General features: G+C 38.6%; 21 protein-coding genes. 18 read left to right on the top strand and 3 right to left on the bottom strand.

Annotated elements, in window-relative coordinates; translation table 11 throughout:
• Together BLR11_RS02635 and BLR11_RS02630 are read right to left on the bottom strand one after the other, a co-directional pair.
• Positions 1-656 (bottom strand): CaiB/BaiF CoA transferase family protein (locus tag BLR11_RS02635; protein ID WP_143006389.1); only part of this gene is annotated, 656 nt, incomplete at its 3' end.
• Between the two features lie 495 nt (positions 657-1,151).
• Complete coding sequence (locus BLR11_RS02630) at positions 1,152-1,814, bottom strand: flavodoxin family protein (protein WP_091647939.1); 663 nt, start codon at positions 1,812-1,814, stop codon at positions 1,152-1,154.
• Positions 1,815-2,163: 349 nt separating this feature from the next.
• Here BLR11_RS02630 and BLR11_RS02625 point away from each other — a divergent pair, with 349 nt between their 5' ends.
• The 14 genes from BLR11_RS02625 (at position 2,164) to BLR11_RS02565 (ending at position 15,316) form a co-directional block, all read left to right on the top strand.
• Positions 2,164-3,447, top strand: coding sequence for an IS110 family RNA-guided transposase (locus tag BLR11_RS02625; protein WP_091647937.1), 1,284 nt, complete (start codon positions 2,164-2,166; stop codon positions 3,445-3,447).
• Between the two features lie 276 nt (positions 3,448-3,723).
• Entirely contained in the window at positions 3,724-4,059 is a 336-nt protein-coding gene (locus BLR11_RS02620) for a winged helix-turn-helix transcriptional regulator (protein ID WP_091647935.1), read from the top strand.
• Between the two features lie 106 nt (positions 4,060-4,165).
• Positions 4,166-5,005: a hydroxyethylthiazole kinase gene (gene thiM, locus BLR11_RS02615; RefSeq protein ID WP_091647933.1), complete on the top strand. Its 840-nt coding sequence runs from the start codon at positions 4,166-4,168 to the stop codon at positions 5,003-5,005.
• A 30-nt stretch (positions 5,006-5,035) separates the two neighbouring features.
• The gene (locus BLR11_RS02610) at positions 5,036-5,614 is read left to right on the top strand and encodes a DJ-1/PfpI family protein (protein WP_091647931.1); all 579 of its coding nucleotides are present in this window, start codon (positions 5,036-5,038) and stop codon (positions 5,612-5,614) included.
• 550 nt (positions 5,615-6,164) lie between these two features.
• Positions 6,165-6,398: a helix-turn-helix domain-containing protein gene (locus BLR11_RS02600; RefSeq protein WP_176762842.1), complete on the top strand. Its 234-nt coding sequence runs from the start codon at positions 6,165-6,167 to the stop codon at positions 6,396-6,398.
• Positions 6,399-6,712: 314 nt separating this feature from the next.
• Positions 6,713-7,381, top strand: coding sequence for a GntR family transcriptional regulator (locus tag BLR11_RS02595; protein WP_091647928.1), 669 nt, complete (start codon positions 6,713-6,715; stop codon positions 7,379-7,381).
• Positions 7,382-7,505: 124 nt separating this feature from the next.
• On the top strand, positions 7,506-8,192 hold the full coding sequence (locus BLR11_RS14275) for a CDC48 family AAA ATPase (RefSeq protein ID WP_218118695.1): 687 nt from the start codon (positions 7,506-7,508) through the stop codon (positions 8,190-8,192).
• Positions 8,192-9,601, top strand: a complete 1,410-nt coding sequence (locus BLR11_RS02590) for an AAA family ATPase (RefSeq protein ID WP_342707170.1) — start codon at positions 8,192-8,194, stop codon at positions 9,599-9,601. Before BLR11_RS14275 ends, BLR11_RS02590 begins: the two co-directional genes overlap by 1 nt.
• A 96-nt stretch (positions 9,602-9,697) precedes the next feature.
• Positions 9,698-10,351, top strand: a complete 654-nt coding sequence (locus BLR11_RS02585) for an oxalate oxidoreductase subunit delta (protein WP_218118693.1) — start codon at positions 9,698-9,700, stop codon at positions 10,349-10,351.
• 27 nt (positions 10,352-10,378) lie between these two features.
• The gene (locus tag BLR11_RS14270) at positions 10,379-10,672 is read left to right on the top strand and encodes a 4Fe-4S binding protein (protein WP_218118692.1); all 294 of its coding nucleotides are present in this window, start codon (positions 10,379-10,381) and stop codon (positions 10,670-10,672) included.
• Positions 10,673-10,704: 32 nt separating this feature from the next.
• Positions 10,705-11,895 carry an oxalate oxidoreductase subunit alpha gene (locus tag BLR11_RS02580; RefSeq protein WP_091647926.1) on the top strand — a complete coding sequence of 397 codons (1,191 nt, stop codon included), beginning with the start codon at positions 10,705-10,707 and terminating at the stop codon, positions 11,893-11,895.
• Positions 11,896-11,915: 20 nt separating this feature from the next.
• Positions 11,916-12,860 carry an oxalate oxidoreductase subunit beta gene (locus BLR11_RS02575; RefSeq protein WP_091647924.1) on the top strand — a complete coding sequence of 315 codons (945 nt, stop codon included), beginning with the start codon at positions 11,916-11,918 and terminating at the stop codon, positions 12,858-12,860.
• 182 nt (positions 12,861-13,042) lie between these two features.
• Positions 13,043-14,332 carry an oxalate/formate MFS antiporter gene (oxlT, locus tag BLR11_RS02570; RefSeq protein WP_091647923.1) on the top strand — a complete coding sequence of 430 codons (1,290 nt, stop codon included), beginning with the start codon at positions 13,043-13,045 and terminating at the stop codon, positions 14,330-14,332.
• A gap of 399 nt (positions 14,333-14,731) precedes the next feature.
• Entirely contained in the window at positions 14,732-15,316 is a 585-nt protein-coding gene (locus tag BLR11_RS02565) for a helix-turn-helix domain-containing protein (protein ID WP_091647921.1), read from the top strand.
• Positions 15,317-15,438: 122 nt separating this feature from the next.
• On the opposite strand, the gene BLR11_RS02560 is transcribed toward BLR11_RS02565, so the two are convergent.
• The gene (locus BLR11_RS02560) at positions 15,439-16,266 is read right to left on the bottom strand and encodes an SDR family NAD(P)-dependent oxidoreductase (protein ID WP_091647920.1); all 828 of its coding nucleotides are present in this window, start codon (positions 16,264-16,266) and stop codon (positions 15,439-15,441) included.
• An 84-nt stretch (positions 16,267-16,350) separates the two neighbouring features.
• Between BLR11_RS02560 and BLR11_RS02555 the strand changes: the two genes are divergently transcribed.
• From BLR11_RS02555 to BLR11_RS02540, 4 genes are all read left to right on the top strand, one after another.
• The gene (locus tag BLR11_RS02555) at positions 16,351-16,737 is read left to right on the top strand and encodes a MerR family transcriptional regulator (protein ID WP_091647918.1); all 387 of its coding nucleotides are present in this window, start codon (positions 16,351-16,353) and stop codon (positions 16,735-16,737) included.
• Between the two features lie 78 nt (positions 16,738-16,815).
• A complete protein-coding gene (locus BLR11_RS02550) occupies positions 16,816-17,409 on the top strand; it encodes a nitroreductase family protein (RefSeq protein ID WP_091647916.1) in 594 nt (197 codons plus the stop codon).
• 48 nt (positions 17,410-17,457) lie between these two features.
• On the top strand, positions 17,458-18,069 hold the full coding sequence (locus BLR11_RS02545; RefSeq protein WP_176762841.1) for a DJ-1/PfpI family protein: 612 nt from the start codon (positions 17,458-17,460) through the stop codon (positions 18,067-18,069).
• Between the two features lie 92 nt (positions 18,070-18,161).
• Complete coding sequence (locus BLR11_RS02540; protein ID WP_091647912.1) at positions 18,162-18,809, top strand: sugar O-acetyltransferase; 648 nt, start codon at positions 18,162-18,164, stop codon at positions 18,807-18,809.
• The last annotated feature ends 63 nt before the right edge of the window (positions 18,810-18,872 follow it).

Here is an 18,872-nt window from a genome sequence, read left to right as displayed (position 1 = left end):
CCTTCTGTCAGATAGATCATGCTGATATTAGCCATGGTTGCCACCGCCGCATCGATCAGGGCAATGTCGACCTTTTGTCCCTGCCCGGTTACGCTGCGCCCTTGAATAGCTCCCAGAATACCGATGGTCAGCCACAGTCCGCCCAGAACGTCGCCTAATGGGGTACCGGTTCTTGTCGGTCCCGTCTGCGGCCAGCCGGTAGTACTCATGATGCCGCTCATGGCCTGTGCGATGATATCATATCCCGGACGCCGGCTGTATCGGCCGACATGGCCGAAACCGGATACGCTGCCATATATGATGCGGGGATTCGTCTGTTTCAGCACGTCATATCCCAGCCCTAATTTTTCCATGGTACCGGGCCGATAATTTTCCATAACGACATCCGCTTTTTTTACCATTTCCAGGAAGATCTGCTTGCCTTCCGGTGCTTTAAGGTTTAAGGTAACCCCTTTTTTATTGCGGTTATTGGTAATATAATAGATACTTTCTTCATTCTGGAACGGTCCCATATGTCTGGCATCGTCTCCCTTGACGGGCTGTTCGATCTTGATTACATGAGCCCCCATATCCGCCAAAATCTGGCCGCTGAACGGTCCGGCCAGTACTCTTGTCAAATCCAATACTACAATACCCTCTAAACTGCCTTTACTCATTCTTTCACCTTTCCCTTTCTGAAATACCTGTCTTGTGCATCCGGGCACATGGCCTGAATGCATTACCTTTGAACTTAGGATATTATATTTCAAGATAGGGGAACAAAGCAAATTACGTAGTATTTTTACATAGTATTCTTTTGTATTTATTTGTTTATTATTGTATTTTATATAAAATTTATGTATATATTGATATCATTACAATATATCGTATTTGTACTTTAAAAGTGTAGATAATTTAAAATACTGTACAATTATGTTTGTTTGTGTTTTTATATTTTTTGTATATATTTGTACACTTGATTTTTTATGCAAAAAAAGTTTTGCAAGACAAAAAAACACAGTAAAAGCATATAAAGGTGCTCGATTATAATAAAAATACATAAAGCGACAATACGGTATGATAAAACGCCTTTTAACTAAAGTCAGCATCAGTTAAAAGGCGTTATACCATGAATGGAGAAATACAATTAGAGGGAAAACTAATATCTTAGATTAGGGATTGACTGTATGTGTCTGAACGGCAAGACTCACTCCCAGATCAAATGCTTTTTGACAGTCTTTTGGAAATTCCTCCTTTTTTCTTTTTGCTTTCTTTTCTTCGTTAAAGCTTGTTACAACATAGTGGGAATAATTGGCAAATTGGTATGTGTCGGTAATGTATAATGATTTTGATGGGCCTAAAATTCTTTCAAATATTTGCTCCATACGTGTTACCTGTTGTTTGTATCCAACTGCTTCTAATTTTTCTTGCGTTACATTCATTGTATATATCAAACCAACAGGTAATTTTTTGGGGAAAAGAGTAGAATACATATTGTCATATACTAAATATGGAAATAACAATCGTTCCATAAACGCTCGCACGGCTCCTGTTACATCGCCGAAATATATAGGAGAGCCAATAACTATGGCGTCGGCCGTTTCGATTTTGTTGAGAATAGCAGTCAAATCATCTTTTATTGCACATCGGCCATAGCTTTTTCCGTCTTTTAGTTTGCATGCAAAACAACTTCGACATCCTTTATAATCATAGTCGTATAAATGAATAAGCTCGGTATGGAACCCCTGCGATGCAGCACCTTCCATTGAGTATTTCAATACTGTTTCTGTATTCCAGCCTTTTCTTGGGCTGCCGTTAAAAGCTAGATAATTCATGTCTATTCCTCCTCGTATAATATATTTTGTAAGCAAGATTTCCGCCTTTCTTACAAGGTAAAACTTCTAATATGGAACTCCTGATGCTACAATTACTTTTAGAGATTTGTGGTCAAGGTTACGTCTTTTCCTCCTTGCGGCACCTATCGGTGACTGCTCAAGAAGCTTGACGCCTGCCTTAGTTGTCAAATACCGCTTACACAGATGTTGCGTCCCTGGGCGAGAGTGGTTTCCAGCAACGTTGCCTCTCACGGGTGAATGCTTATTAGCGAGGGTGCGGTCAGCAATTAAGATCAGGATTATTCCTTATTCACTTTTCCAACTCTTGCCGAAAAGGAGGTGATTTCCTTTGAAGAAGGCGGATCTTCTTTCTACTCTTTTTGTCGGGATCGATATCAGCTCTCGCAGCAATGTCGTCGCGCTCCTGGATTTTGAATCCCAGAAGCCGCTACAAAGCTTTGCAGTTGGTAATAATCAATCCGGTGCGGTGGAACTTGCCAAACGACTCGCAGCGTATCTGCGTTCCCGTAAGAATCTTGCACACCTTGTGGTAGCTCTTGAATCTACGTCATTTTACGGCGTACATGTCGCGAACTATCTCTCATCCTGTGAAGTTCTTGCTCCGTTCCACACGGCAGTATACTGCTTGAATCCGAAGGCCATTAGAAACTACAAGAAATCTTTTATTGACCTCGGCAAGAACGACTATGTCGATGCGTTTGTCATCGCCGATTTCGCTCGTGCCAACCGAATTACTACCAAGCCTTGGCGTGGTAGTCAGTTCCTTGCTCTGCAAAGACTGACCCGGCATCGCCTGCATCTGGCCAAAGCGCTCACACGCGAAAAGGCCTACATGCTTTCTAATATTTTCCTCAAGTTCAGCGAGTTTTCGCTGCTCGATGCGCAAGAACAGCCCTTTTCCAATAGCTTCGGGGCTGCGGCTTCCTCGGTACTGACCGACTTTCTCTCTACGGAAGAGATCATTGAAATGCCTACAAAAGACCTCATCCGCTATATCTGCGAAAAGGGACACAATCGGTTCCCTGACCCAGAAAAAACAGCCTCTCTGCTTCAACAGGCGGCCCGCAATTCCTATCGCCTGGATAAATGTTTGTATGAGCCGTTAACGGTCTCCATCGCCTCATCCTTCACACTGCTCTCGACCTATGAAACTGAGATCAAGGCTGTGAATAAGGCCATCGAGAAGACGCTCAAGGGGATTGATCCCTCTGCGTATCAAAGCCTTTTATCCATCCCTGGAATCGGGCCCGTCATGGCTGCCGGTATCCTTTCAGAAATCGGTGATATCCATGCATTCAACTCCCAAGAGGCACTTGCAAAATACGCTGGCCTCGTCTGGAGAGAGAACCAGTCTGGAAATTTCCAAGCGGACGATACACCCTTGTCCAAAGCTGGAAATACGTACCTTAGATACTACCTGATTGAAGCTACCAGTCATGTGAAGAATCACTGTAGTGAATTCGCTGCATTTTACCAGAAAAAATATGATGAAGTTAAAATTCATCAGCATAAACGGGCACTCGCTCTTACCGCTCGAAAATTTGTCCGACTGATTTTTGGATTGCTGGCCAATCATCAGCTCTACTCTTCTAGTAGAGTAGTCCAAGCTTAATATTTTCGAACATACTTTTCTTTTTTGAAATTTGAAGGAAAAGTCTTATTAAGTGTACTCATTTTTTGGGAATCCTTTTGAAACCTTTTCTTTTATAGAGTTGACATATTACCAGATTGCTTCTGAGATTAAAATTTTCAATATACCAAACTGTATGATAACGATACAGACATGTTATCATTGACAATAGTTTATTTTTTTATCATTATATAATTATTATTATTAAAATAAAAGTATGTACTTTTTAGGTAGATACTATATAAAAGGAGAGTCATTATGAAATGGAATCCAGATGAATGTGATTGTTCCGTAGCGTATACATTAGCCATTGTGGGTGGTAAGTGGAAATGGCTGATTATTTACAAATTATGGAATAACGGAATTCAGCGTTATGGAGAATTAAAGAGGAATATTCCTCATATTACGCATAAAATGTTGAGTCAGCAGCTTAAAGAATTAGAATTAGAAAAATTAATTTCACGTAATGAATATCACCAGATTCCTCCTAAAGTAGAGTATGCACTGACTGAAAAAGGGGTCTCACTTATTCCTATTTTGCAACTTATGTCGCAGTGGGGAGATGATAATAAACCAGATATAGAGAGTAAGTGAAGATATGGGGTATAATGGTATGGGTAGGGAATAATTACGGAGAGTATATTGATCATACGGAAATAAAAAATATAACTTTAATTATATAGAAATGAGGAGGATTTAAATGAATATACAGCAAGATATTCGTACACAAATGATGGAAACAGTAAAAACAGTAAAAAAAATCAAACCGATGGCGGGTTCTATTACAAATACAGTAACTATTAATTTTGTTGCTAATGCACAATTGGCTGTCGGAGGATCGGCTGCTATGGTGTATTTACCTGATGAAGGGGCTGCCATAGCTAAAGCAGGCAGTGCCATGTATATTAATGTGGGGACTATGTTCCCGTTATATGAAGAAAGTTTGCCGCTGACAGCCAAGACGCTATATGAAAATAAAAAACCATGGGTATTGGATCCGGCGGCAATTGGTATAGGTGAAATGCGCACGAATATGCTGATGCGGTTCAAAGAGTATAAACCTTCAATCATACGCGGAAATGCGTCGGAGATTATTGCATTGGCAGGTCTGTGGAGTTTGGAGGGTGGTACTGGCAAGTCTAAAGTACGCGGCGTAGATTCAACTGATAGGGTATGTGATGCTGAGGAAGCTGCAGCAGCGTTGGCGCGCTGGACGTCTGGGGCGGTAGCAGTGTCTGGAGAAGTTGATTTTATCACAGATGGCAGCATGAGTGCATATTCTTATGGAGGTTCCGTATTTATGGAAAAAATAACAGGAGCAGGATGCTCTCTTGGTGGTGTTATGGCAGTGTATTCAGCGGTGGCATCTCCCTTTATTGCAGCGCTTACGGGGGCGGCTATATACAATGTTGCAGGCAAGCGTGCTGCGAAAAAAGCAGAGGGGCCGGGATATTTTCAGATAATTTTTTTAGATGAATTATATAAAGCATCAGCAGCAGATATTGCGGGACACGAATTTATTCTTAAGGATATGCAATGAGCTAGTATGTGAGGAAAGGAAGACACGAATATGAAAATATTGCTTTTATTAGCTAAAGGGTTTGAAACAATGGAGTTTAGTGTTTTTGTGGATGTATTTGGCTGGGCCAGAAATGATTATGGAATTCCCATAGAGGTCGAGACTTGTGGATTTACTAAAACCGTGATCAGTACCTTTAATGTGCCGATTATCGTTGATAAAACAATTGATGAAATTTCAACGGAACAGTACGATGCATTAGCCGTTCCGGGAGGATTTGAAGAGTTTCATTTTTATGAAGAAGCTTTTGACGATACATTTTTGAATGTGATTCGAGAATTTAATTCTCAAAGAAAACCGATTGCAAGTATTTGTGTGGCAGCGCTTTCTTTGGGAAAAAGCGGTGTTCTTTTAGGACGTAAGGCAACAACGTATCATTTGAAGAATGGATATAGGCAAAAGGAATTAGCGGAATTTGGCGTGCATGTTATCAATCAGCCGATTGTTATTGATGATAATATTATTACTTCCTATTGCCCGGAAACAGCGGCCGGAGTAGCCTTTTCTTTGCTTGAGAAACTTGCTGGTCCTGAAAAAGCGAAAATTGTTAAAACAGCTATGGGATATTGATATAACCAAACTTATTTTAGGGTTCAATAAAAGAGTACACGTTTTGCTGAAATTGTTTAAATAATAAAGAGGGTAACATTCGTTTTTGTTAAAAATAAAAACAAACTTATTGATGGATATTGAGTTAATTTTATTGGTATATGCCAAAAGAAGACATTGAATCTGCTATCCTGTGATAGGATTCAATGTCTTCTTTGCTTGATAGATTTTACTAACGGGTCCGCTTTTCAAGAAAAAAGAGGGTAATAAATTGAAACTTTTTTGTGATCATATAGCCGTGAGTCCTTTATGTTTTTTTATATTATTTCATCCAATTCTCTGACTCCGTAAGCCATTCGTTTGATATTAACTAAATTCAGCGGGCCTACATTGTCAGAAGTAGAACTACCGCCAATAGCTCCACACCCTAGCGTTAATGCTGGAATGAGATTAGTTGAGGCTCCTATACCGCCTAAAGATCCGGGTGTATTAATCAGAAGTCTTGATACTGTTTTTTTTTAAAAGCGAACTCTTTAATAATTGATTCGTTATTGGAATGGAGAACCAACGTATGTCCTTAGGGAATTTTTTGTTAACATTCAAACAAACTACGGGAATTAGTCCTAATAAATATTTAACTAGTTTGAAATTGGCATATGCAGAAAATCAAATTCAGTTACAAAATAGAAATATTTCTGAAATTGCATGGGAATTAGGATATCAAAATATATCTCACTTTATAAGTTTATTTAAAGAACGATTTGGTGTTACACCGAAACAATATATTAAACAAACGTGTAGGTAGCAGGCATTCTTTTGAACTTTGATGTTTTTCTGTATCATAGTGGCTGCTGATTGTAGTTTTTCTTTTGCGAATTATTTGAGGAAATAAAGGGAAAATTATGTATTGACAAAATGGCATATTAGTGATACGTTATAGGCATAGATAAGGACGATGGTGAAAAAGAAAAGTAATTTTGCAATGTTATTTGGTATACCAAATGGTATACCAAATATGCTCGATATGATGATGTTAAGAAAACAAATTTGCATACAAGTAAATAGAATATAATGACTTTAATCATTGGAAACGAGTATCTTGATAGGAGGCTGCATGAAATGGAACGTGAATTTTCACCTATAAATTTTGATAATACGTATTGTATTAAAGATTCAATATTTTCTATTTTACGCACAACCATCCTTGATGGAAAATTAGAGCCGGGACATCATCTTGTAGAACGTGATATTGCTAGACAACTTAGAGTAAGCAGGACGCCCGTGCGGGAGGCCATTCAAAAACTGGAAAATGAAAAATTGGTAACACATGTGCCGCGTAAAGGTGTTTTTGTTTCGGGTTTTACTCCGGATGATGTAAAAGAAGTTCAATTGATCCGAATGGTACTAGAATCCTTGTGTTGCAGCATTGCCGCTTCAAAAATAGGTGAAAGTGATTTAAAAAATTTAGAATCTGTTAATTTTAAGTTATTGGAAGAATCAAAAAAAGGAAATACAGCAAAGTCTGTTTTGTTAAATAAAAAATTCCATGAAAGTATTTATAAAGCAGCACAAAGTCCTCATTTATATTATTTTGTCAGTACGCTTCGAGAATATATAAATAAATTTACAAAGGTATCGTATACTAAGTCTGGCCGTATTGAAGAAGTGTTTGTGGAACATAATGAAATTGTTGAAAATTTACGACACCATAATTGTGAAAAATCGTATATTTCGGCTAAGGAACATATTAGAAAATCGAGTGAAGTATTTTTGGAAATGGCATATTAGATTTTTTCAGATAACAAGTACATGAAGTTATGCTTCATAAAATGGAAATTTACAGCCATTTTTGGTATACCATTTGGTATACCAAAAAATAAATTTATTTATCATACAAAAGAGATGAGTAAAAGTGAATGTGCCCCATACTGTCAAATTAAAAGTAAAAGAAGGGTTAACAGAAGATCTGCGTAAGGGAATTGTGAGGATTAATCGAGAGGATATGGAAATATTGGGTGCAGATACAGGCACCGTTGTACTTATTCAAGGGGAAAAATGCACAGCTGCAAAAGTATATCCTTCATTTAATGATATTTATGGATCACCCTTTATCCAAATGGAGGGAGGTATTAGAAGAAATGCAGGAGTGGGAATTGATGACAATGTAATTCTCAGTAAAGCAGATATAAAACCAGCCACTACCATTATGTTGTCGCCGCTGGATCAGTTTTTTTTACCTAAAAAAACTGATATGAAGGAAATTAAAAATATCCTTAAAGGAATTCCTATTATCAGTGATGATGAGTTGTCGGTCATACTATTTGGACATCATGAGATAGAATTTCGTGTAGGTGGCAGCGCTCCGGCGGGAGTAGTAAAAATTGACGAAGGCACCAAGATAGTTGTTATTGAAGGAGAGGGCGGTAATGCAGGCTCGAGGATTACATATGAAGATATTGGCGGGTTGACTAAAGAAGTAAAAAAAATACGTGAAAGTATAGAATTGCCTTTTAAATTTCCTGATATATTCCAGCAAATGGGGTTTGAACCGCCTAAAGGCATTTTGCTTTATGGACCACCGGGAACGGAAAAACCTTAATAGCAAAAGCGATTGCATCAGAAACTAAAGCGCACTTTATTCATGTAAACGGACCAGAAATAATGAATAAATTTTACGGAGAAAGTGAAGCTAAAATCAGAGAGATTTTTAAAGAGGCCAAAAGTAAAGCTCCCAGTATTATATTTTTAGATGAAATTGATTCTATTGCGCCTAGACGGGATTATGTTCATGGAGATGTTGAAAAACGAGTTGTTGCGCAGCTTTTAGCATTAATGGATGGGTTGGAAAGCAGAGGACAAGTTGTTGTTATTGGAGCTACCAATATGCGGGATTTACTGGATCCGGCACTGCGGAGAGCCGGACGGTTTGATAAGGAAATCGCTATTATGCCGCCGGATAAAGCCGGAAGATTTAAAATATTACAAATTCATACAAAAGGAATGAAACTTAACAAGGATGTTGATTTAAATTATTTAGCCGATATTACGTATGGATTTGTTGGATCTGATATTGCAGCGTTATGCAAGGAAGCCGGCATGGTTGCCTTGCGGGTTGTTTTATCTAACATTGGACCAGATGAACCAATCCCTGTATTTGAAATTTCTATGGATAATTTTATTCAAGCGATGCGTGAAATTGAGCCATCTTCAACACGCGAATATTGTACGGATACGCCGACTGCAAGATGGGAAGATATTGGCGGCTTTGAGTCCATTAAAAATGTTTTGCGCATTTTATTTGAAGAACCGCTGCATCACCCTAATTTATGTAATGAATATAATATTACACTTCCTAAAGGGGTATTGCTCACAGGTACTTCAGGCAGCGGTAAAACTTTATTTGCCAAAGCCGTAGGCAATTTTACTAAAGCAAACTTTATTACTGTAAACGGGCTTACGTTGACCTCGCAATGGACTGGCAGAGCAGAGAAGATTCTTCATGATATATTCATCAAAGCAAAACAATGTGCCCCCTGCATCATATTTTTTGACGAAATTGATAGGGTATGCTGTCATTATTTTGATGGGGGAAAAGAAGTTATTAATTCATGTATCGGACAACTTATAAACGAATTCGATAATTTTGAAAATACGATGGGAGTTACTGTATTAGCGGCGACAAGCAAAATAGAGTTGATTCCTGCGGATTTATTACGCGAAGGGAGATTTGAATATGTGATTCATATACCGCTTCCTGATTTAAAAGCACGGGAAGCTATATTGAAAATACATGCCGGGAAACTGCCGATTGCTTCTACTATGGATTTTAAGAAATTAGCCGTTGAAACGGCCGGCATGAATGGTGCTGAGTTAGCTAAGATATGTCATCAAGCTGCATTTATAGCACTTAAAAAAACAGTAGAAACAGGAACTAAAACCAAGATAGAGTATCCAATTTTCGCTCAGGCAGTAGCTCAAGTGGTCGATGAGAAGAAGCGAAGGAGGTGAATATTTACGTGGATATGCTCATAGCGGAGGAGGCGAACGTTGAGGTTACTGTTCCTAGATTACACTATATAATTTTAAAAAAGAAGGTGGGAAATTATGATAAAAAAAGATTTATTTGCAGAACCGGGATTAAAACAAATTACTGTTTGGGGACGAGGCGTGTACGAAAACAAAGAAGCCCGCGATGTTGTGGTTTCCTTAACTGAAGCAGCTGCTTTAGAAGGTAAATATGTTCAAGCCTGGGAAAACTATGTCGACCTTCCCGATCGTATATATGTTCCGGTAAGGGCTTATGGGAAAATCAGCAGCAATCCAATTGAGTCTAAATATGTTTATGAAAACGAAGCTCCTGATATCGTTGTTCTTACAGAAGAAACGTTGGTAAAAGGTGTTGATATATTAGCCGGAATTAAACCGAATGCCACTTTGATCATCAATAGTAAAAGAGCGCCGGAATATCTGTTTAAATTTATAAAAAGCAATACGGAAAATCTTGCTAAAATTGTGACAATAGATGCAAACAATTTATCAACATCCGTTATCACGTTATCCGGAGCAGAAGGAGCTACAGATGCTTCGGGAATCGGCAAAGGCATCGGAGCTCCATTGGCAGCGGCCATAGTAAAAGCGACGGGTATTGTAAGTTTTAACAACTTATTGGATATCATTGTGAATAAAAGTGCTGCACGAAAAGCATATGACCAAGCTATTATTGCTAATGTGCATGATTTGATTAAGACGTATGCATAAACATAATTTTGAAGGAGGTGTTGTAACATGGCTATCGCATATGAAAAAATTCCCTTTGCAGGAACTGTAAAATCACCGCAAAAAGAAAATGAAGGCATGATTACCGGAAATTGGCGTACAAGAAGACCTATACTAGATGCTGAAAAATGTATGGAATGTCAGCTATGCTGGATCAGTTGTCCTGATTCCTGTGTCAATCTTATGACTGAAACGAGTCCGATTACTTTCAATCTTAAATATTGTAAAGGATGCGGTCTTTGTGCTGAAATGTGTCCAGTGGGAGCTATCAGTTTAGTCCCTGAACTTGATTTTGAAGAGTAAGCTGCATACCATTCAGGAGGTGAAATAAAACGATGAAAACAAATGTAAAAAGAATGTCTGGTTGTGTTGCAACTGCTAATGCAGTTAAATTAGCTAATGTTGATGTCATATGTTCCTATCCGATTCGGCCGTATACCGGTATTATGTCGGAGTTGGCACGGATGGTAGCGGATGGCGAATTAGATGCCGAATTTGTGCTTGGTGAAGGAGAACATGGACAATTGAGTGTCGTATATGGTGCATCGGCGGCCGGTGCACGTGCCTTTACCGGTAGTTCCGGCGTAGGTGTGACCTATGCGATGGAAGTGTATTCGCCAATTTCCGGAGAACGGCTGCCTTTACAAATGGCAATTGCTGACCGGACGCTGGACCCCCCCGGAGATTTTGGCTCTGAACATACGGATGCGTTGTGCTGCCGAGATCAAGGCTGGATTCAAGGTTGGGCAGCCAGTCCGCAGGAAGCTTTGGATATGACATTGTTGTATTACCGCATAGGAGAAGATCCTAGAGTTCTTTTGCCGCAGTATGCCTGTCAAGATGGATATTTTGTTTCTCATATTTTAGGAGAAGTCGATGTGCCGACACAAGAGCAAGTAAATGAATTTTTGCCGCCTTATAAAAACCACCATGTTTTGGATACCCGAGATCCCCAGATTATTGGGGCGCAGATGGAACCGGAAATGGGACCGGGAACGCAGTATCAACGTCATTTAGCAGTGGAAAATACATACAAAGTGTTTGAAGAAGTGCATGATGAGTTCGGGAAAATATTTGGACGCCAGTATGATCCATGGTTGGAAGAATATATGACAGAGGATGCGGAAATAGTATTTTTCCTGCAGGGAGCACATGCTGTAACTGCTAAAAATGTAGTCAAACATTTACGGAATCTGGGAGAAAAGGTCGGCGTAGTTCGATTGCGCACGTTCCGTCCATTTCCTACAAAGCAGGTTAGAGAATGCTTAAAACGGTTTAAAGTAGTAGGGGTTGTTGATAATTCCGTTAATTTTGGTATTTCCTGCGGATCCGGTGTTTTATTAACAGAAGCCCGGGCTGCTTTATATAACAATGACGAAAAAGTAAAAACCATTGGATTTGTTGCAGGGTTAGGCGGATCCATGATTACTCAAAACGAATTTTACCAGATGTTTACTATACTTAAAAATATAAATAAGACAGGAAAAGTTGAAAAAGAAAGCTATTGGGTACCTTTTGAATTATAAAAAAAAGGAGGGAAAATTCAATGTTAGAACAAATTCAATCTATCAAGCAAGCACCAGTAGAAGAATATTATGTTCCAGGCCATCGTACCTGTGCGGGGTGCGGACCTGCCTTGCAATACAGATTAGTAGCTAAAGCGGCTGGCAAAAACACTATTTTTATTGGGCCTACGGGGTGTATGTATGTTGCCAATACAAGCTATGGCTGCGGTCCTTGGGCGGTACCTTGGATACATGCTCAAATTACTAACGGCGGCGGTGTTGCATCCGGTATTTCAGCAGCATTTAAGGCGATGATTCGTAAACATAAAACAGATGCTGAATATCCCAATATTATTGTAATGGCGGGAGATGGCGGAACAAGTGATATAGGCATTCAATCATTGTCAGGGGCATTTTATAGAGGACATAATATCGTATTTATCTGCTATGATAATGAATCATACGCTAATACCGGTATTCAAGCATCTCCTACAACGCCTTATGGTGCTTGGACCACTTTTACTCCGGCGGGTCCGGTAGTTCCGGAAGGAAGGAAACTCATGCCGAAGGATATTACAAAAGTTATGGCCCATGGACATCCTGAATTAAAATATTTAGCAACAGCATCTATCGGATATCCGCTGGATTTGATGAATAAGGTCCGTAAAGCTTGTAATGCCGAAGGACCTGCGTTCCTGCATATTCATGCTCCTTGCCCGAAAGGTTGGAGTTTTCCTGCTGAAAAAACAATAAAAATTGCTAAATTGGCTGTTGAAACAGGTATGATACAGTTATATGAACTGGTTAATGGAAAATATCAGTTGACGTATAAGCCGGCTAAATTTAAACCTGTCAGTGAATACATCAAGCTGCAAGGCAGATTTAAACACTTACAGCCAGAACATATTGAAAAATTACAGCAGTTTGCAAATCAGAGATTGAGGGAAGTTGGTATAGAAAACACCGTATGCCAAACAATCGAATAAGGAAAGGGAATAAAATATAAATGTAATTTATAGATGCAATATCATATATTTAATCCCGGAATAGTGTTTGCAGTACACATTCAATGGTAAAGTGATTTTATCTTGAATGTGTACTGCAAATTGATCCGGGATCACTATGTTACTGCATATTAATTGAATAATGTACAAAGGAGGAAACATATATGTCTGATATTTATAAAATAAAAGCTGAAAATTTAAAGGCATATGGTCCTGTTATCGGAAATCGTTGGTTTCAGCTCATTGTAGCCTTGGTATCAATGGTTATGATTGCGAATCTTCAATATGCGTGGACGTTGTTTGCAATTCCTGTAGCTAAAAATGTTGGCAGTACCTTATCTATTGTACAGTATGCTTTTACCATATATGTTATCATGCAGACTTTTTCTCAGCCGGTTGCCGGGTATTTGTTTGACAGAATGGGACAATCGGGAATGTTTGCGTTGGCCGGGATTTTTGTTGGTGTTGGCTGGGGGATGATGGGACAAGCACATAGTGTAGCTTCTCTTTACTTTTTCTACGCTTTAGCTGGAGCCGGTGCCGGTATTGTATATGGAGGCAGTGTCAGTGCTGCGGTTAGATGGTTCCCCGATAGAAGAGGGTTTTGTTCGGGATTAGTTGTGGCAGGGTATGGTATGGGTTGTATGCCTTTTATTCCCTGGATTTCTGGTATGCTGGAATTGGGAGATATAGGCATTCCTTTTATGCGGCTGGGGATATTACAAGGAGTGGTGCTCATTATTGCATCATTTCTTTTGCGTTATCCTATAAACTCAAAAGCCCCCGCTAAGCAAGATACCTCTGTAGATCCTGAAAAAATCGGATTTAAACCGTCGGAAATGGTAAAAACGCCTCATTTTTGGCTTATTTGGTCTATGTTCTTCGGTATTACTGTGGGGGGACTAATAGTTACTGCCAATACCACACCGTTTGGCAAGGAAATGGGAATAGCTACTACCTATATTATGTTAGCGGTTACGCTTAATTCTTTTGCAAATGGCATCTCCAGAATTTTCTGGGGATGGATTTCGGATAAAGTCGGACGATATAAAACGATGAACATCAGTTTTGGATTAAATGCAGTTTTTTTATTTTTATTGCCATTTTTGGGAGGACACAGCAGTGTCGTATATGTAACCTGCCTAGCAGGAATTATGTTTACCTTTGGAGAAGCTTTTTCTTTGTTCCCGGCAGTGAATGCCGATTTGTTTGGGACAACCTATTCTGCTTCAAATTATGGAATTTTAAACAGTGCCAAAGGGACCGCGTCCCTCTTCGGCGGAGGATTAGGTGTCTTGCTTGCTAGCTCCTTTGGCTGGAGCATTGTTTTTGCAGCTGCTGCGCTGCTTTCTTTGTATGCATCTGTTATGTCTGTTGTATTACCTAGACTGACGAAACCAAAGAAAAAAATAAGCAATTCTCATTTTAATAAGGCTGTTCCTTCTCTCCGGTAAGAAAAGGAACAGTAAGTAAAAATCATATCTGGTATATGTGACATGATCTACAACCCTTTTATAATACATATTATATCATTACTGTTCAATTATTGCAATGGTATTTTATATACCAAATACCATTGCAATAATATTTTTAAAATACGAATAAAAAACTATACAGAAGGCATAGTTTTTATAGTATATAGACAATTATAAAAATATTTTTACTGTAAAACATATAATTACATATGGTATTTGTCTGCAATGCAATATATGAAAAAATCAGGTGTATCATTTGCAGCAAGACCTATCGCATATATTGTTTTGGATGAATCGTATGTTGCAGACTCTACGAAACGTTGATTGTATTTTCTGACACCTCTCCGTATAATTTAATATACAGGAGGAAATAAAAATATGAATAATAACATTGGAAATAGTATACGGACTGTCCGGTATGAACGAAATTTAACACAAAAGCAGTTGGCAGATAAGTTGAATATCAGTGATAAGACTATTTCGAAGTGGGAACGAGGTGTTGGATATCCAGATGTATCTCTGCTTTCTGCACTTTCGGAGTGTCTAGGGGTAGATATGAAGCGGCTTTTGGCGGGCGATTTGATACCCAGCACAGATGTAAATGGAAATATGAAAAACATAATGTATTATGTATGTCCGAGCTGTCATAATATTACATTGTGCACAGGTAATGCAGATATTTCCTGTTGTGGAAAAATATTAGCGCCGCAAGAATTAAAAAAGGCATCCGATGAGGAACAACTATCTGTTGAAACGGTGGAGGATGAGTGGTATATTTCAACAGCTCATCCGATGACAAAGGATCATTATATTTCGTTTATAGTGTTTGTCAGAGGAGACATGATCCAAGTTATGAAGCAGTATCCGGAATGGAATGTGGAAGTACGGATTCCTAAACGCGGACAGGGAACCCTTCTTTGGTATTGTACAAATCATGGATTGTTTTATCAATATATACAGTAGCGGCTGGCAGCGGGCATATTTTTTTGAAGTATGGAAAAGTGCTGCACAATTAAGTATACGGTAAGGAATAAAGGGATACAAAAAGATACAGGAGTCATGAAGTTCTTAGGGATATCATCTTCTTAGGGACATTTGATAATTCTTGTGTCTTTTTGTATGGTATCCTGCGTTAGTTTTTGATTACAGACTGAGTTTCCTGCATAATCAAATAATGGATCGCAAAGATTAAATGCAAAGGTTTCTCTATGGACAATGCCTACTACTTTATGACTGTCATATAATTGTAATAGAAATTCTGCTATTTTTTGACTTGTGTGATAGGTAGCAAATGCGTTGTCATAGCTGTATTCACTAACATTGTTTGCTAGTTTCCCAAATTCCGTTTTTGTTGCTGCAGGGGCTAATACTTTTACTTGCATTTTAGCATTGCTTGATTGCAGTTCTCTGGCAAGTCCCTCCGTAAAGGCACTGACGAAAAATTTTGCAGCGCAGTAGGTTATGGCATTGGGAACAATCATATAGCCGCCGCATGACGAAATATTAATGAGCTGTGTCTGCTCAATGTCCTTATACTTTTGAACGAATAAAGAGGAAAAAAGGGTAAGCGCTTCAATATTTACATGCAGCATTGTTTCAATCTTTTTCAAATTTTGATTTGCTACACTGTCATAATTACCCAATCCGGCATTATTGATCCAAGTCTCTATTTGGTATTTTTTTGTATCTTCATAAAATTGATATATGTTTGAGGTCTGGGATAAGTCACTGGGTTTAATTATAATATCTAGTGCAGGGTGTGTTCTTAAAATATCATCTTTTAAGAGCTCGAGATTTTTTTTGCGGCGGGCGGTTAAAATCATATTTTTATTACGTCCGGCAAAAGCAATTGCTGCTGCATATCCAATGCCGGAACTAGCTCCTGTGATAACGGTATATTTCTTGGTATTCATTTGAATCACTCCTTTTTATTTGGTATAATCCAACTATATAATGTAGAGTAAACTCTATGTCAATAGGAAAGGGGGAGAATTTTCTTGGAATATTCTATAGGAGAATTTTCGAAGCGTACAGAGTTAAGTATTCACACATTGCGATATTACGAAAAGGAGCAGTTGATCAAGCCAAGGCGTCATTTCAATAAACGCCGGTATTATTTAGAAACGGATGTATTGTGGATTGATTTTATAAAGCGATTGAAAGCCACCGGGATGCCTGTAAAAACAATTGCCCGCTATGCCGGATTACGTGCTGAGGGAGAGGATACTCTTTTAGAACGAAAAGAAATGCTGATACAGCACAGGCAGTATCTTAGCGATCAAATAATGGAACTGCAAGAGCATATGTCTAAAATAAACGATAAAATTAATATGTATTGTCAAAAAATTGAGAAAATGAATACTATGTCAACAATTCACGCATAATATGCTGTATTTTGCGATATATGCCAACTGCAGCATAGAGTCTGATTGAAATATAACTTGGAAAGGACGTGCTGCCAAATGATTAAAGAGATCATGGAGAGGCGAAGTATTCGAAAATTTTTACCCCGTCAAATAGACAAAACAGACATTTTATATATTATAGAAAGTGGGATAAAAGCACCATCAGCTAAAAACAGACAGCCTTGGAAGTTTATCGTTATTCAGGGAACTGCGAAAGAGAAGATGCTGCAGGCTTTTTGTAACGGAGTGCAGCGCGAGGAAAAGGGGCCGGCGTGTTTGCCTGGCAGTGTACAATTTATTCAAGGGGCGCGGCATACTATAGAAATAATGAAACAAGCTCCAGTTATTATTTTTGTTCTCAATACGATGGGGAAAAACATGTTTGCTCCTATGACGGATGAAGATAGAGTGTTTGAGGTGTGCAATATCCAATCCGTTAGTGCAGCTGTGCAAAATATGTTGTTAGCAGCTACAGAGCGAGGAATCGGCAGTCTTTGGATATGTGATATTTATTTTGCTTATCAGGAATTATGTGAATGGATGGACCGTGATGGAGAATTGCTGGCAGCTATTGCTTTAGGGTATTCTGAGGAGCAGCCGGAACCGCGGCCAAGAAAGAAGATAGCGGAAGTTGTAGAGTGGATGGAGTAATTTAACTATATGGAATGGAGTTATCGTGAGACAGTCTGGAGGCATTTTATGAAAAAACTTCTGTTGGTCGTTATATTGCCGGAATTTGCAGATTGGGAAGCTGCTTTTCTTACCGCAGCAGTTAAGAGCATTGATTCTGATTATCAAATTAAATATGTTGGCATTGAACCTGGACTATGTACTTCTATCGGAGGATTACATGCTGCGGTTGATTATACAATAGAAAATGCTCCTGCAGATTTTTCAGGACTAGTTTTGACAGGAGGAAATTCATGGAGAACGCAGGAAGCCGAAAAAGTAATGAAACTGGTACATATTGCAGTAAAACATGCAGTTCCTATAGGTGCCATTTGCGATGCTACCGTATTTTTAGGAGCACATGGTATTTTGAACAATGTAAAGCATACGAGTAATGCATTAACCGAATTAAAATCATACGCCAAAGAACGATATAATAATGAAAATGAGTATGTAGATGAGCAAGCTGTTGCCGATAATACTATTATTACGGCGAATGGAACGGCTGCTTTGGAATTTACAAAATTAATGTTGGAAGCCTTGCATATATTGCAGGGAAAACAAGTAGATGATTACTATTACTTTATGAAAAATGGACTGTATGAATCTCTCAAAAGAGGGATAGATATACCCTTTCGGTAATATACATTAATACTGCAGAAATGAAAATAGTAAGAAGTTTATATTGCTTGCAATAAAATATATTATTGTAGGTGGGGATAGGAGGAAATCTTGTGAAGGAAGAAGAAAAAATTTTTGCAGGATATATATTCAACAACCGGACTAAAGAACTTGTAGATATTAAACATAAAGCGCATGATGCTTGTAAAAGATATAATGCGATGGATGAATCTGATCCCCTTCGGCCGTCTGTTGTAAAAGAATTTATTGGAGATATTGGGAATACATACTATTTTCAAGGGCCTATGCAATTTAATTATGGCTGTCATACATTTATCGGAGAAAATTTCTTTGCTAATTTTAATTTAACAATTATGGATGATGGGTGTATCTATATAGGAAATAATGTTTGCTTTGGTCCCAATGTCTCTCTTATGGCGACCAATCATCCGCTTATCGCGCAAGAACGTTTGGGCTTGGATAAAGATGGCACCATGACGATGGCCGAATATGCCGATTCTATTCATATTGGAGATAATGTTTGGCTGGCTTGTAATGTGGTGGTTTTGGGAGGCGTGCATATTGGTAATAATGTTGTTATCGGTGCGGGAAGCGTTGTAACAAAAGACATTCCGGAAGGATATTTGGCTTTTGGAAATCCTTGCCGCCCATATCGAAAAATTACGGCAGCGGACACGAAAGCTCATCTTATTTTGGAGGAAGACCGAGATTATTTTGCTCATAATTTATGTCATAAATAAAATAAGTATCATTTGTGAAGTATAATTTTATTTGAAAAAACATAGACATCGTACCTGGCGGCA

The organism is Megasphaera paucivorans, from assembly GCF_900103535.1.
In the GTDB taxonomy this organism is placed as follows: Bacteria; Bacillota; Negativicutes; order Veillonellales; family Megasphaeraceae; genus Megasphaera_A; species Megasphaera_A paucivorans.
Note: the sequence above shows the minus strand (reverse complement) of the source record. Positions and strands in the feature narration are given on the sequence as shown.